A 15686-nucleotide genomic window follows, 5' to 3' on the forward strand; every position below is an offset into this window, starting at 1 on the left:
TCCGCCTTCATCGCAGCGCTGTATGATCGCAGCACTAGCGTTAATACCCCCGAGTTCATGCGTTTCAGGATTAAGGACAATTCATGCGTATTGGTCTTCTGTCGTCTCTCACACTGGCGTTGAGCGCCATTGTTTCCAGCCAGGCTCAGGCCAGTTCCGATGATTCCTGTTACCCGAACTGGTTGCTGTTCAAAAACACGCTGGATACCTGCAGCAGCCTGCCATTCCTGAGCCCTGGCAATGACAGCCGGGTGAACCTGCGCCTGTTGCTGGCGGACAAAGGCGCATTGCCCCTGACACCGAATGCGCTGGGCAATGACGACCTGGCCGAAGGTTACGGGCCGGTACCCTTCCCGGTGTATCGCCTCAATCCGGCAGCCTCGGGCGAAGTCACCGATAAGGTCGACGCCTCCAGCACCGCGACGCTGGGCGAGCTGCTGGAAAAACTCGGGATCCCCCGCCAAACCACTGAAGCCGCCGGCGATGCGTTCCTGTCCGGCGAAGGCAGCCGTTGCCGAAGCAACTCGCACGGCAGCGCCACAGCGTTTATCCGGCAAGTGGTCGAGGCCGACATCCCGGCAGCCGAACGCCAGTCATTGGCCCGTAGCCGGATGCAAATGCTCGCCGCTTGCAGTTGGGAAAACGCCCAGCAAACGAGCCTGTTGCCCGGTGATATTCAGTCTCCGACAGGCAAGGCCTTCACGACTTATCTACAGGCCACCGCCGACTTTTACAGTGGGCGCTTCGCCGATGCCGCGACGGGTTACGCCGCACTCAAAAACAGCCCGCAGCCCTGGCTGAAAGAAACCGCGCTCTACATGGCCGCCCGTACCGCACTCAATACCGCCCAGCAGCAGGCATTCGACGAATATGGCATGCCGACGCTCGAGCATGTGGATAAGTCCAGCCTGCAACAGGCCGAAACCGGATTCGACAGCTACCTGACAACTTATCCACAAGGTGACTACGCCGTGTCCGCCAAAGGACTTCTGCGCCGGGTGCACTGGTTGGGTGCCGCCCCGGACAAGCTCGCCGACGACTACACCTGGCAGTTGACGCAAACCCATGGCACACAGCGCAACGTTTCGCTCGATGCGCTGGTGGAAGAAGTCGACACCAAACTGCTGATGACCAACGCCGAGCCAGTGCAGACGCCGCTGTTGCTGGCGGTCAATGACCTGATGTGGATGCGTGAACAGCCCAAGCCGAGGCTGACCCTGGACGCATTGCAAAAACAAAAAGCCGTGTTCGCCCAGCAACCGGCGCTGTATGACTATCTGCAGGCGGCATTTGCGCTGTACGTCGACAAGAATCCGGACAACGCGCTAAAACTGCTGCCCGGTGACTTGCCTCAGCACCTGGACTACCTCGCCTTCAGTCAGCAGACCCTGCGTGGGCTGGCGCTGGAAGCCAAAAAGGACTGGAAAGGCGCCAAAACCTTGTGGCTGCAAATGCTGCCGCTGACCAGGCAACCACTGCAACGCGAACAGCTGGAACTGGCCCTGGCGATGAACTACGAGCGCAGCCAGCAACTGGCCAGGGTGTTTGCCAACGACTCGCCGATCAAGAGCACGCAAGTGCGTTACATCCTGTTGCGCCACGTGGCCGATGCCGACCTGCTGCGCCAGCAAATCACTCAGGCAACCGACCCCGTGGAGCGCAATACGGCTCAGTTTGTGCTGCTCTACAAGGACTTGTTACGCGGTCAGTACGCCGCCTTCGCTGAGGATCTCAAACAGCTCCCCGCTGCACTGCCTGAAGACAAACTCGGCAATAGCCTTGGCTATGTCTACACCGGCGGCCCATCGCTGAAACTCTTTGAATGGACACCGCAAAAGGCTGAGTCCGGCTATGGCTGCCCGAGCATCGCTGAAACCGCTTTGAAGCTGCAGATGGACAGTAAAAGCCCGATGGGATTGAACTGCTTCGGTGAGTTCATTCTGCGCAATGGCCTCGATGGCATGCCGCTGGACCGCAAGCCTGATGCCGATACCCTGGGCGGCACCGCGCCAGGGTTCACCGGCCAGGTCTACTCACGACTGGACGGTTATCAACACGTGATCGGGAACACCAAGGCAACCCACAACGACCGCGCCTATGCACTGTTTCGCGCCATCAATTGCTTTGCACCGTCGGGCTACAACAGCTGCGGTGGCAAGGACGTTGACCCGGCGACGCGCAAAGCCTGGTTCCGCCAGTTGAAAAGCGGTTTTGCCGACACCCAATGGGGCAAGTCGCTGCAGTACTACTGGTAAACCATGAAGCATTTTTGGTGCTGCCTGTTGCCGATCTGGCTGTTGTGGGCCGGCCCGACACCGGCCGCCGTCGACGCCAGTGAACATGACGCCTTCTGGCTATGGAGCGGCGTCAAATCGCAACCGGTGCTGGCCCAGGCCAAGACCTTGTACATCCTGCAAGGCCAGATCAGCGAATCGCAGCGCTATCCCCAGCGCGGCGCGCACTTCATCGCCCAGGGCATCGCGATTCCACGCCTGACCCAAGGCGAAGTCTGGGTAGTCTACCGCGTCCACACCTTGCGCTGGCCTGAAGCGGTCTACAGCCAACTGCTCGGACAGGTGCAACGCTGGCAACAAGCGGGCAATCCGGTCGTCGGCATCCAGATCGACTTCGACGCCCGCACCCGATACCTGAATGAATACGTCAGCTTCCTGCGAGACCTGCGCCAGCGCTTGCCTGCTCAGTACCGCCTGAGCATCACCGGACTGATGGACTGGAGCAGCCACGCCGACCCTGAAGTAATCGGCCAACTCAAAGGTGTGATCGACGAAGTGGTGGTACAAACCTATCAAGGTCGCCACAGCATCCCCAACTACAGCGCCTATCTGCCGCGGCTGAACCGCCTGGGATTACCCTTCAAGGTGGGTTTGATCCAGGGCGGGGAATGGGAGGCGCCGGGGTATTTGAAGGACAGTGAGTGGTTCAGGGGGTATGTGGTGTTTTTGCAGAATCGGTAGGGCTTACCCGTAATACAAGCTAACAGAGTAGAGCCAGCCTTACCTTGACGAACACTTGCCGCAAATGCAAAAAACGTCCATCGCGAAGTCGACGTTTTGACTGGACCTCAATAGTTTCTTTATCAGATAACGATTGAACTCATCCCTACTCGACTTAGCATCGGCCCCACTACTCAACCCCGTACGCAGAGATTAAGTTCGCTGGCAGTTGGGGTGAAAAAACCGGCATCGGCCGGTTTTTTCGTTTCCAGGGATTGGAATTGTGCGTACTGCTTTCTTCGTCGATGGTTATAACCTCTTCTATGGCCTACTGGCTGGCACCCCTGCGGAACTCCAGGCGCATCAATTCCCGATTCGAGTGCCAACACGTAAAGCACCAGCAATCAAACCGGAGTATTGGTGAGTGCATTATCTGCAAACACTCACCATAGACTTAACGCTGCATCCCCCACCGCTTCACCGTCACCCGCTCCAGCGAATCGAACACCAGGTTCTCCACCAGCAACCCAATCAGAATCACCACCGCCAACCCGGCAAACACCTTGTCGGTATACAGCTCATTACGGTTCTGAAAGATGTACCAGCCCAGCCCGCCCTTGCCGCTGGTGGCGCCAAATACCAGTTCGGCGGCGATCAATGTGCGCCAGGCGAAGGCCCAGCCTATTTTCAGCCCGGCGAGGATTGACGGCAGCGCTGCCGGGATCAGGATGAACAGCACGAAGCGGATGCCCTTGAGACCGTAATTTCGGCCGGCCATGCGCAGGGTTTCCGAGACGCCGAGAAATCCGCCATAGGTGTTTAGCGCCAGCGCCCACAGCACCGAATGCACCAGCACGAATATCAGGCTGTTCTGCCCCAACCCGAACCACAGCAGGGCCAGCGGCAACAGGGCAATGGCCGGCAACGGATTGAACATCGAGGTCAGGGTGCTCAGCAGGTCGCGACCGAACTGGGTCGACACCGCCAAAGTGGTCAAGGCGAAGGCCAGGACGATGCCGATCACGTAACCCTTGAGCAGCACCACCAGTGAAATGCCGACCTTGCCCAGCAACTCACCGCTGAGCAGGCCGTCGTATAGCGCACTGCCAGTTTGCAGGAAGCTGGGCAGCAGCAGGTCGTTGTTCTGGTAACGCGCGACCAACTCCCAGAGTACGGCCAGCAGAATCAGGATCAGGCTTTTGCGTAACCAGCCTTGTTGCCAGAGACGCTGACCGAGGGGCAGTTCACGCTCCGGCGGGACTGTCAGCAGCGGCTCCAGAACAACTTCGTATTCCTGGCGTACAGATGATGAATGGCTCATCGGGCTATCCTCTTGAAGCTCAATAAGCGATACGGATATCGGCGAAATTCAATTCGCGTTCGGTTTCAGGCGTCTGACTTTCGTCGAACAACAGCCGATGAATGCGCCGCGCCGATTGCTGGAATTCCACGCCACCGAGGCTGTGCAAGTCGTACTGATGACTGTGGATCTCCGCCCGCACACGCCCCGGATGTGGCGACAGCAGCAGGATCCGGTTGCCGACCACCAGCGCCTCTTCGATGGAGTGAGTGACGAACAGCAAGGTGAAGCGCACCTCTTCCCAGAGCAGCAGCAATTCTTCCTGCATCTTGCGTCGGGTCAGGGCGTCGAGGGCTGCGAAGGGTTCGTCCATCAGCAGGATTTTCGGCTGCATGGCCAATGCCCGGGCAATCGCCACGCGGGCTTTCATGCCGCCGGATAAGGTGTGCGGGTAAGCATCGGCAAATGCCGCCAGACCGACCTTGTCCAGGTAGTGCTGCGCCCGATCTTCAGCTTCTCGGCGCTTGAGGGTTTTGGAGGCGAGCAAGGGGAACATGACGTTCTGTTTGACGGTTTTCCAGGGAGGCAATTGATCGAACTCCTGGAACACTACGATCCGGTCCGGCCCCGGTTGGCTGACCGTTTGCCCTTGCAGGCGGATCTGGCCTTCACACGGCTGGATGAACCCGGCGACCGCTTTGAGCAAGGTCGATTTTCCGCAACCCGAAGGGCCGAGCAAAACAAAACGGTCTGCCGGATCTATCTCAAAACTTACCTGGTGAGTCGCCCGAACGACTCGCTGCGCAGTGCGGTATTCCAGGCTGACGTTATCGACCGAAAGCAGCGCAGGAGCTGCTGCAATCGGGTTGCTGGCCGTGTGGCCTTGCAGGGGTGCATTCATTTCTGTCAGCTCCCTTGCAGCGGTTTTGCATCCTGGAAGAAGTAGTCCTTCCATGACTCGGGTTTGTTTTTGAGCGCGCCGACGCGGTAGAGGAAATCAGCCAGCGGGTAGGTGTTTTTCGGCGTCACGCTGAACTCGAACTGCGGGTTGTCGATAATTTTCAGCAAGTCGGCGCGGTCGATTTTTGCCTTGGTCACGCGGATATAGGTGTCGGCGGCCGCGCCTTTGTCGTTCTGGGCGAACTCGGCGGCTTCGGTCAGCGCTTCGATGAAGGCTTTGTAGGTCTTTGGGTTCTCGCTGCGGAATTTCTCGGTGGCGAACAGCACCGTCGGCGAATTCGGACCGAGCAGGTCGTAGGTATTGAGCACCACATGTACATTGGGGTTTTGCAGCGCCTGATCCTGGAATGGCGGGTTGGAAAAATGCCCGGTCAGTTCGGTGCCGCCGGCGATCAACGCCGCGGTGGCGTCGGGGTGCGGAACGGCGATGGTGTACTTGTCCAGACGGTTGAATTCCTTATCGCCCCACTGCTTGGCGGCGGCGTATTGCAGAAAGCGCGACTGTACCGAAACGCCGACTGCAGGCACGGCAATGCGATCCTGCTCGGTGAAGTCGGCGATGGTTTTGACCTTCGGATTGTTGCTCACCAGGTAGTACGGGAAGTTGCCCAGCGAGGCCACGGCTTTGACGTTCTGCTTGCCGTGGGTGCGGTCCCAGATGGTCAGCAGCGGACCGACCCCGGCACCGGCGATATCGATGGAACCGGAAAGCAACGCATCGTTGACCGCCGCGCCGCCGGACAGCTGGGTCCAGTCGACCTTGATGTCGACGCCCTCTTCCTTGCCATGTTTCTCGATCAGGTTTTGATCGCGCACGACGTTGAGCAGCAAGTACACAATGCCGAATTGCTCTGCGATGCGGATCTCGCCTTCGGCATGAGCTGCCGTCGGTGCGACAAGGCTACCGGCGAGCAGGCTCAACCCTAGGCCGACGGCGGTTGCCAGCCGACCGATTCGCGGCACGATTTGAATATGTTTGGACATGGTCACTCTCCGGAATGCGGTCAATCAGAACGGGGCATCGCCCTGGATGGTGGTGCGATAAAGCTTGCGTCGCAGATGGCTTGGGCAACCGGCGGCGAGGTGGATCAACGAGCGGTTGTCCCAGAACACCAGGTCGTGGGGCTGCCATTGGTGACGGTAAATGTTGTCGGGCAGCACGCTGTGGGCGTAGAGCTCATTGAGCAGTTGCCGACTTTCGTCTTCCGGCAGACCCACGATGCGAGTGGTGAAACCTTCGCTGACAAACAACGCCTTGCGGCCATTTTCCGGGTGGGTGCGAACGATTGGATGCACCACTTCGTAGACCTGAGCGAGCTGCTCCGGGGTCAGGGTCGGGCGCCAACTTCCTTCGGATCTGGTTTCGCTGTAACGCGCCGTGTATGAGTGTGCGGCCGAGCGCCCTTCGACCGCATTGCGCAACGCTTGCGGCAGGTTATCCCACGCTTTGTGCATATCGGCGAACAGCGTGTCGCCGCCTTCAGAGGGCAGTTCCTGGGCGTGCAGCATCGAGCCCAGACTCGGCAGTTCTTTGTAGGAGAGATCGGAGTGCCAGAATTTGCCGGCGTCGCCCAGGCCGATGGATTGACCGTTCTGGATGATGTTGGAGACGACGAGAATTTCCGGGTGGCCAGCCAGCAGGAACTGCTTGAGCACGTGGATCTGCAACACGCCGAAGCGACGACTGAAGGCGATCTGTTGTTCGGGGCTGATGCGCTGGTCGCGGAACACCACGACATGATGATCCAGATGCGCGCGGTGAATGCGGGCGAAGTCTTGGTCGTTGAGTGGGCGGGCCAGATCAAGACCGATGATTTCGGCACCCACCGCGCCGCTGAACGGGCGAATTTCGAAGGATTGTGGCGCGATGCTCGCGGCAATCGCAGAGACAGAAAGTACAGACATACATCACTCCCACGCAAAGCACGCCCAGTGGCGCGCGTCGATCAGAAACTCACGGAGGTGTCCCGTGTTCGTTCATTTCGTGCGGCGCGCCGATTGGTCGGCCTGTACGCAGGAGGTTGACTTTATAGATATAAGAACAAGTATTTAAATACCGTTAGCGCATAACGATATGACCTGTTGAATGGCGCTCGATTGTTCCCATGCTCTGCGTGGGGATACATCCCGTGACGCTCTGCGTCACAGTGGACGCGGAGCGTCCATGGCGGCATTCCCACGTTCAGTACGAGGCGGTGGTAGACGTTCATCACGAACAGCGGCGCGGCCATGGCGATGATGTCGATCAGGAACTGGCAGCGATCGCGTCGGCGTACAGCCAGCGCGAACGCTAAGCTTGAGTGAGGAATCAATGACGTTCAGCGAGTGCGGTGGCAGTACCTGCGAAGGCTACTGTTAAGATGTACCGAACTGCCGCACCGGGCGTTCAAAATATCTGCTGGCGGGGGAACCTCAAGCGGTTTGACAAGTACCCGGGCAGTCACTAGTGTGCATTGGATCCAATAATTCCCACCCATTTCAGAAACAGGGTAGCGTCGTCGTGGCACAGAAGCCGAACCCTTTGAGCAGTATTACGGTTAACGGGCCAATACCCGCCCACCTCGCGCGCTCAGTTATTGAGGAAACCCTGCGTTCGGCTATCCTCGATGGTCGCTTGCCGTGTGGAACCGCACTTCGCCAGCAAGACCTGGCCGATCTGTTCGGGGTGAGTCGCATGCCGGTGCGTGAGGCCCTGCGACAACTCGAAGCTCAATCGTTGCTGCACGTTATCGCACACAAAGGTGCCATTGTCGCGCCATTGGTCGAGGGCGATGCCGTAGAAACTTATGCCCTGCGCATCCTCCTGGAATCCGAAGCCCTACGGTTGTCGATTCCCTTGCTCGACGCCGATGATTTCGCCCTGGCCGCGCGCTATATCGACACCCTCGAGACCGAAACCGATTACGCCGAAATCGGTACGCTCAACCGCCTGTTCCACATGACCCTGTATGGCAAGGCCAGCAACCGCCGGCTCTTGAATCTGGTCGAAAGCGGTCTGATCGAAGAGGAGCGTTTTCTGCGCTTCAACCTTGAGGCCATGGGCCTGGGAAAAATCTCCCAGGACGATCATCGCCACTTGCTTCGAAAAGCCGAAGAACGGGACATCGAGCAGTGTGTAAAAGCACTCGAGAATCACCTCAACCGAGGTGTCGAAGTCATTACCCGCTACCTGAACAGTCTTGATCCTCTGGGCAAAAAAGCGCCGCAGTGAAGCGCGCGGGGAAGGCTTTGCACACTCAAGACAGCAAGTGGCTGACCGTGTTCAACACCGATCAGCCCACCGACATCCGGTTGATTTGCTTCTCTCAGGCAGGGGCCGGCTCCGACCTGTTCTGCACTTGGGCGGGAGGTCTGAACGATCACATCGAACTGCTCACATTCACACTTCCCACCCATGGCGAACGCCAGGATGAAACACCCGACTCTGAATGGTCGCCATTGCTCGCGGACTCATTCACGGCACTCAAACCCTATCTATCCGAGCCGCATGCCTTGTTTGGTCATGGACTCGGCGCCATTTTGGCCTTTGAACTGGCCAGGCTGAGCGAAGCCCAGTGTCCTGGGCAGACCCGTCATCTGTTCATTTCCGGTCGCCGCAGCCCTGATAGCCCACCTATATCGCCGCTCTTGCACTCACAGCCTTCGGCAGACCTTAGCCTGAACGTGCCGTTGACCGCCATTTGTGGCAGTGAAGACCCGCAGGCCCCGGTTGAAAGCATGGTGAATTGGCGTGAGTTCACTCGCCGCGAGTTCGAACTTATCGAGGTGACCGGCAACCATCTTTTCATCACGCCCCAGCGGCAGCGTCTCTTGCAGATCGTCAACACTCATCTCGGGCTGCTCAGCGAATAATCTGCAAAAGTCCTTCTTTTGCAGCCGCCTGGTGACACGTACCTCTGCAGTCGCCAGAAGCTGAGCACCAGCTCCCACTTCCAGCATTTAAAACCTCCTCTACCCATACGTCAGTGATAGCAGCGCCATCCATTTGGGCCCACTCTGGGTTTGTCGACTAAAAATGGACGAGCGGCGTGCGAATCTGCCCACACAGCCCTCGCGCAATGGACGAACAAAAGGAGGCGTGCCACAGGAAGGGAAGGATCGGGCTGCGGCCGGCCCCCCTCCTACACCATCAAATAACTCCAACTCACCAACCAGAAAGTTGCTTCGAGTGAGGCATTCACTCATTTATTTTAATTCTGACTTATATAAGCCGGAAGGAGCAACTTCATCTCGATAAAACTAATGCCAATAGTTTTATGTGGAACTTCTCGCCCCTGAAAAATTGCACCATTCAAATAATATAAAAAATACTTGCTCACTACTTATCCGTGTATTAATTTTTCTCCGCCGACATGAACTTGCCCAACACCTTCATGTCGGCAGATGATCTGCATCACCGGCATCGGAAGCTGAATCGCAATCTACAGCCAGGCCCACGCCATGGCGAGCAAGGCTATCAACCCGGGCCTTGCCTTGCATAATCAGCCTCGACCTTAAAACCCCATCAACTTTTGCTTGAGGCACTTGTTCGCCCTTTAAAAAGTTAAAACCCGACTCAACACTATTTATAAAAATGTCATTAGCCCAACTCACACTAACAAGTTAGAGGCACCCCTATGAAAGCGAACAAAGAACTCCTTCAACTAAAAAAAGCAGAGCTGAGCGCGCACCCCATTTTTGCTGAAATAAACTCGCTGCCGATACTTCAACGTTTCATGGAAACCCATGTGTTCGCCGTATGGGACTTCATGTCGTTGACCAAACGTCTGCAACAGGAACTCACCTGCGTCCAGCTGCCATGGCTTCCTCCACAAGACCCTCAAGCGGCTCGGCTGATCAATGAAATCGTCTTGGGTGAAGAGACGGATGATCGAGTCGATCACGGTCATTACAGCCATTTCGAGTTGTACCTGGATGCAATGCGCGAAGTAGGCGCCAGCACCGTTGCGGTCGAACGCTTCGTGGCGCTGCAACGCGAAGGCGTGACCTACGACACCGCCCTGCAAAGTGTGGAGGTTGACCCGGCGGGGGCAAGCTTCGTCAGGCATACCCTGCACACGGCGCTGCACGCGCCGGCCCATAGCGTCGCCGCGGCATTTCTGCATGGTCGAGAAAGTGTCATCCCGCAAATGTTCCAGCGCATCCTCGACGATTGGGGCATTGGAATTGAACAGGCTCCGACCTTTCGCTACTACCTGGAACGGCATATCGAGGTCGATTCTGAAGACCATGGCCCAGCCGCGGAAAAACTCCTCGCGCGTCTGGTCGATGGCGACCCGCAACGCGAAGAGGACGTTTACACCGCCGCAATCGCCGCCGTGCAAAGCCGTATCGCACTGTGGGACGGCTTACGCTTGAGCATGCGTGAACCAGTCGTCGAGGTGAGCGCATGAACGCCGCCGACTACCAATCCTTCGCCGAGGCCTGGGAAGGCCGGGCAACCATCCGCACCCGCCCACGGCGCATGCTCGAGAACGATGACAAGCTGATCTATCCACTGAGCCGCCAACCCTTGGTCCTGGGCGAAACCTTTTTGCGCGAGTGCCCCGAGCAGAGGGATTTTGCTCTGGTACAAACGCTCTACAAATTCATCAACGATGTCGTGATCTTCGAAACGGAGATCGTCGACAAAACCGCGCGCAGCATTGCCAAAAATCGCTTCGCGGTGCCCTTTCCGTTCGCCTGTCGGTATGACGCCATGACCGTGGTGGTGGATGAGGACTACCACGCGTTGGTGGCGATGGACTTCATGCAACAGACCATCGCCATGACCGGCATCGCGCCAATAGAACTGCCGCGTGAAATCGAGCTGAGCCGAGCGATTCCCGCGGCATTGGCGCTGGCTCCAGAACATCTGCGCGCCGCCGTGGAGCTGATCTGCGTGGCGATTGCCGAGAACACCGTGACCAACGATGTCGCAGCATTCGCCAAGGACGACACAGTCAAGCAATCGATCAAGGGACTGATGGCTGACCACCTGCTCGACGAGGGCCGCCACTCCGGTTTTTGGGCGCGGTTGGTGCGGATCTACTGGCACGGCGCAACCGAAGCCGACCGCCAAAGCATCGCGCACATCCTGCCGGTATTCATCACCCATTACCTGACAAACGACATCCAGAAAGCCTTCGACTTTCAGTTGATCGAGCACTTGCAGATCAGTGACGCCGCAAGGCTGGCACTCAAGAGCGAAGTCTGCGGGCTGGCCTTTCCGATCAATCGCCACCACCCGCTGGTCGCCAATATCGTGCGGTTTTTCCGCAGCAGTTCGTTGCTGGATTCGCCGTGCGTGCAGGACGCCCTGAGCGCTTATTTGGTCTAACCGAGGAGAACATCATGAGACGTCTCGACATTCTGCTCATAGGCCAGAGCCAGGCCTTCAACGACTTGGCGCTGGAACTGGAACAACATGGCCACACACTTTCTCGTCTGACAGACAGTCGCGCCCTGAACGAGCAACCCGTCGGCGCCACCGACCTGCTGATCGACGACGGCAGCCTGACGATCCCGGCGCAACGTCTGCGGGACTTTGGCGACTGCGCGCAGCTGAGCTTGCGACTGGGTGTGGGGTCGCCGAGCGAATCAGGCTTACCGCAACTCGAAGTGCTCTGCGGGTATGGCTCGGACGCTAACCAGCGTCTGATTACCCGGTTACCGGTGGCAGATGAAGCATCAGGCAACGGCCAGGCGCTGCGTATCAGAGCCGTTGCCGAGCTGGTGGACAGTGTTGCCGTGCTGGTCAGTCGCTTCTCCCGCGATGCCGGGTATTTCCTGGATACCACATCGCTCGAACCTGACCGCCATGGGCATCAGGAAAACCTGCTGTCGCTGGAGCGGTTGGCCTACGAGCATCGGTTCAATCTCACCAGCCAACCGGACCTGTTGCTACGCGCGCAAACCCCGATCATCGAAAGGCTCGAACAGAGCCTCAAGAAGTTCACCAGCCGGCCAGCGCTGAACATTGCAGGCACGCCCCTCAGCTATGGCGACCTGTACGCTCAAAGCCGAGCGATCCAGCAGCGATTACAGCCGCTGCTGGAGCAATACGGCTCCGTCGACAAGTCGCTGGTTGTGGGTATCTGCCTGCCGAAATCCAGTGCCCTTTACGCAGGTATCCTGGCAATTCTCGGCAGTGGCGCAGTATATCTGCCCCTTGAGCCGGGTCATCCGCTGCAACGCCAGCAGTACATCCTGGAGAATGCAGGTGCGGTGCTGCTGCTTCACGATGGTCAGCATGCGCTCAGCACCGAGATGCCCGGGCTGGACATCAGCCGCATCGACGCCTGCAACGCGGATCTCTCGCTACCGTTGATGCCTCGGCGCCCTGACAGCGACGCGCCCTGCATGGCGCTGTATACCTCGGGCACCACCGGCCATCCCAAAGGGGTGTTACTCAGCCAACGCAATCTGGCCCACTTCACCGCCTGGTACGCCACCTATGTACAGCTGACCGAACACAGTCGGGTCTTGCAGTTTTCGTCCCTGAGCTTCGACTCATCGCTGATCGATATCTTCCCCACGCTGATCCAGGGCGCCGAGTTGATCGTACCCAGCGATGATGAGCGTCGCGACCCGCTGCAATTGGTCGAGCTGATCCGCCGCCAGCAGCTCAGCCATGGGTTCCTGCCTCCGGCGCTACTGAGCATTCTGCCGCTCGACCAGCCGTTGGGTCTCGATCATGTGATGACCGGCGGCGACGTCTGCGAGCCCTACGTGATCGAACGCCTGACGCAACAATGTCGACTGTACAACCTCTATGGCCCGACAGAAGCCACGGTGCTGATCACCGCGCGGCAACTCCTGGCCGGCGACAACAACCGTACTCTAGGCGCGCCCATTGCCAACAGTCAGGTGCTGATTCTCGATGAAGACTTCCAGCCCGTTTCCGAGCTCACCGTTGGCGAGCTGTACATCGTCGGGCCGGGGGTCTGCCTGGGGTATTTGAATAACCCGCTGCAGACCGCCAAACGCTACCTGGACTTGCACCTGCCCGACGGCCAAAGCCTGCGCGCCTACCGCACCGGCGATATGGCGAAGTGGACTGCCCATGGGATTGAGCTCTGCGGCCGGCGAGACAATCAGGTCAAGATTCGCGGCTTCCGGGTCGAGCCGGAAGAGATTGAACGGTGCCTGCGCGACAGCCATTTGTACCGTCAGATTGCGGTGGTCATCGATAGTAACCGGCGGATTCTGGCCTTCCTGGCCCAACCTGAGGAAGACCAGCCGGGCAGGGCCCGCGAAGCGTTGAAAGCACACGCGGTGCAGTTTCTGCCGGACTATATGCAGCCAGCCGCCTGGACCGAACTGGCGAGCATGCCTTACGCCAGCAACGGCAAAGTGGACCGCAAAGCGCTATTGGAACTACCCGTCAGCTTCCTCGAAAACACCCGGCGCCGACTGCCCGAGACAGCCGACGAAGCACAGTTGCTAGAACTCTGGGCCGAGCTGCTGGAGTTGCCGGCCAGCGATATTTCCACCGACGAAAGCTTCTTCAACCTCGGCGGCCATTCGATTCTCTTGTCACGAATGCTCCTGCGTTTACGTGAACAATTCGGGCGCAGCATCTCGATCAACCGCTTCATAGAAGTGCCGACCATTGCCAAGCTGGCGACACTGGTCAGAGGCAGCGGCACCGAAGAGGTGCTCAGCGAAAAGGCCATGGCCGATGCTTTCCGCGAACTGGATGTGCAGGTCTTGCCGGTCAGCCGGATGGGCGACGTGCACAAAGTGATTGTCACCGGAGCCAACAGCTTCGTCGGCGTACACATCGTCGAAGCGCTGCTGGCCTGGGGCGCGACCGAAGTGGCGTGCCTGGTGCGTGATGGTGCCAGGCAAACGGCCGCCGAACGTTTTGCCCATTCCTTGCACGAGAACCGTCTGGAGCATCTGGATATGAGCCGGGTACGAGTCTACGCGGCGGATATCACCCGGCCTGAGCTGGGGCTTGCGCCCGAGGTTTACGAACGGCTCGACCGGGAGTTCGGCGCCTTGGTGCACAACGCCGCCAACGTCAATCACGTCATGGATTACGAGTCGCTGGCCCGGGACAACGTCGAGCCGATTTTCGAATGCCTGCGATTGTGCGAAGGGCGCAGCAAGAAGGTCTTCAATTTCGTCTCCACGCTCTCGGCCTCCAGCACCATCGACGCCAATGGCCGGGTCCTCGAACAGCCTGCTGCGCAGACGCCGCCGATTTACATCAAGAACGGCTACAACCTGTCCAAGTGGGTCGGCGAACGGATTCTCGAACGCGCTCGCGAGCGAGGGGTTCGGGTCAATCTCTATCGGCCGGGCAACATCAGTTTCAACAGCCTCACCGGTGTCTGCCAACCCCACAAAAACCGCCTGATGCTGATGCTCAAAGGCTCGATTCAACTGGGGCAGGTGCCAGAGTTCGCCCTGAACTTCGACTTGATGCCGGTGGATTTTCTCGCCCGTTTCATCGCCTTTCATGCCAGCCGCTATCAGCCCGAGCAGGCTGTGTTCAACCTGCACAACCCCGAGCCGCTGAGCTGGGACGCATACGTGGCGTCCTTTCGCGAGGCCGGCCGTGAGTTCCGCATGGTCAGCGTCGCCGACTGGCAACAGCAACTGGGCCGGGTCGACAGCGAAAACGCGCTGTTCGGTGTGCTGGGTTTTTATCTAAACGGATTCGAGGAAGACATCGGCGACATTTCGATGATCGGCCACGATAACGCCCAGGCCGGCGTCCGGTTGATGGGCGAGCACTACCCGCAAAAATCCCCTGCGCTGCTGCGCAAGGGCTGCGATTACCTGAAAGAAATCGACTTCATCTGATTCATCACCCCCAACCAAACTGGAGCACACCATGACTACTCTGCAACCTGACACCCTGATCAAAAATCCCCATGGCTGCCACGTTGTGTCCTCGGTAGAGGTTCCTGCCGACGCACCGCGTGTGTGGGACGTGGTCGGCAACTTCGCCGGCTTCGATAAATTCATCCCCGCGTTGTCGCACATCGAGATGACCGGTGAAGGCGTGACCTCGCTGCGCAAGAAGTTCTTCAAGGACGGTAATCTGGTGGTCGAGCAACTCAACTCGTGGGACGATCAGGCACTGAGCATGACCTGGACGACGATCTACAACACCTTGGGCGTCGCCAACCTGTGGGCCGCCATGACCGTCGAGCCGCTGGGCAAGAGCAAATCCCGAGCGACCTGGACCATCATTGCCGAACCGACTCAAGGCGGCGTCGATGCCTTGCCTGGCTTCAAGGACTTCGTTCAGGGCTTTGCCGATGACTCGATGAACAACGTGCTCAAACTGTTTGCCTGAACATGAAAAAGCCCGCTGCGGGTCATCCCCGCAGCGGGCTTTTTTTGCTTCAACCCAAAAACAAAACCCCTGTCTGCTCACGCAGACAGGGGTTTTGGAATTTAATCTTGACGATGACCTACTCTCACATGGGGAAACCCCACACTACCATCGGCGATGCATCGTTTCACTGCTGAGT

13 protein-coding genes and 1 pseudogene are annotated in these 15686 nt (G+C 58.4%); 10 read left to right on the forward strand and 4 right to left on the reverse strand.

What is annotated here, in order from left to right; all coding sequences use genetic code 11:
* Positions 1–83: 83 nt before the first annotated feature.
* From AC07W5_RS06415 to AC07W5_RS06425, 3 genes and pseudogenes are all read left to right on the forward strand, one after another.
* Positions 84–2255 (forward strand): PA5441 family protein, encoded by a 2172-nt coding sequence (locus AC07W5_RS06415; protein WP_495022992.1) that lies wholly within the window; start codon positions 84–86, stop codon positions 2253–2255.
* Between the two features lie 3 nt (positions 2256–2258).
* On the forward strand, positions 2259–2975 hold the full coding sequence (locus tag AC07W5_RS06420) for a DUF3142 domain-containing protein (RefSeq protein ID WP_495022993.1): 717 nt from the start codon (positions 2259–2261) through the stop codon (positions 2973–2975).
* A 262-nt stretch (positions 2976–3237) separates the two neighbouring features.
* A pseudogene (locus AC07W5_RS06425) lies at positions 3238–3300 on the forward strand (NYN domain-containing protein); the annotation flags it as partial.
* A gap of 108 nt (positions 3301–3408) precedes the next feature.
* On the opposite strand, the gene AC07W5_RS06430 reads toward AC07W5_RS06425, so the two are convergent.
* Genes AC07W5_RS06430 through AC07W5_RS06445 form a run of 4 tightly spaced genes read right to left on the reverse strand, consistent with a single transcriptional unit; the run spans position 3409 to position 7119 of the window.
* Positions 3409–4275, reverse strand: coding sequence for an ABC transporter permease (locus tag AC07W5_RS06430; RefSeq protein ID WP_494995703.1), 867 nt, complete (start codon positions 4273–4275; stop codon positions 3409–3411).
* 19 nt (positions 4276–4294) lie between these two features.
* Positions 4295–5155 carry an ABC transporter ATP-binding protein gene (locus AC07W5_RS06435; protein ID WP_495022994.1) on the reverse strand — a complete coding sequence of 287 codons (861 nt, stop codon included), beginning with the start codon at positions 5153–5155 and terminating at the stop codon, positions 4295–4297.
* A 5-nt stretch (positions 5156–5160) separates the two neighbouring features.
* Positions 5161–6198, reverse strand: a complete 1038-nt coding sequence (locus AC07W5_RS06440) for an ABC transporter substrate-binding protein (protein ID WP_495010936.1) — start codon at positions 6196–6198, stop codon at positions 5161–5163.
* A gap of 24 nt (positions 6199–6222) precedes the next feature.
* Complete coding sequence (locus AC07W5_RS06445) at positions 6223–7119, reverse strand: TauD/TfdA dioxygenase family protein (RefSeq protein ID WP_495022995.1); 897 nt, start codon at positions 7117–7119, stop codon at positions 6223–6225.
* Between the two features lie 224 nt (positions 7120–7343).
* Here AC07W5_RS06445 and AC07W5_RS06450 point away from each other — a divergent pair, with 224 nt between their 5' ends.
* The 7 genes from AC07W5_RS06450 to AC07W5_RS06480 all read left to right on the forward strand — a co-directional run bounded on the left by AC07W5_RS06450 (position 7344) and on the right by AC07W5_RS06480 (position 15508).
* Positions 7344–7508, forward strand: a complete 165-nt coding sequence (locus tag AC07W5_RS06450) for a hypothetical protein (protein ID WP_495011090.1) — start codon at positions 7344–7346, stop codon at positions 7506–7508.
* 206 nt (positions 7509–7714) lie between these two features.
* Entirely contained in the window at positions 7715–8425 is a 711-nt protein-coding gene (locus AC07W5_RS06455; RefSeq protein WP_494995699.1) for a GntR family transcriptional regulator, read from the forward strand.
* A 17-nt stretch (positions 8426–8442) separates the two neighbouring features.
* A complete protein-coding gene (locus AC07W5_RS06460) occupies positions 8443–9066 on the forward strand; it encodes a thioesterase II family protein (protein WP_494995698.1) in 624 nt (207 codons plus the stop codon).
* A 764-nt stretch (positions 9067–9830) separates the two neighbouring features.
* Positions 9831–10607, forward strand: a complete 777-nt coding sequence (locus tag AC07W5_RS06465) for a DUF3050 domain-containing protein (RefSeq protein WP_495022996.1) — start codon at positions 9831–9833, stop codon at positions 10605–10607.
* Entirely contained in the window at positions 10604–11533 is a 930-nt protein-coding gene (locus AC07W5_RS06470) for a diiron oxygenase (protein ID WP_494995696.1), read from the forward strand. The genes AC07W5_RS06465 and AC07W5_RS06470 overlap by 4 nt, the downstream gene beginning before the upstream one ends.
* Positions 11534–11547: 14 nt before the next feature.
* Positions 11548–15009, forward strand: coding sequence for a non-ribosomal peptide synthetase (locus tag AC07W5_RS06475; protein WP_495022997.1), 3462 nt, complete (start codon positions 11548–11550; stop codon positions 15007–15009).
* Between the two features lie 31 nt (positions 15010–15040).
* On the forward strand, positions 15041–15508 hold the full coding sequence (locus tag AC07W5_RS06480; RefSeq protein WP_495022998.1) for an SRPBCC family protein: 468 nt from the start codon (positions 15041–15043) through the stop codon (positions 15506–15508).
* Positions 15509–15686: the final 178 nt, after the last annotated feature.

The organism is Pseudomonas sp. GW821-FHT01E05 (assembly GCF_059422425.1).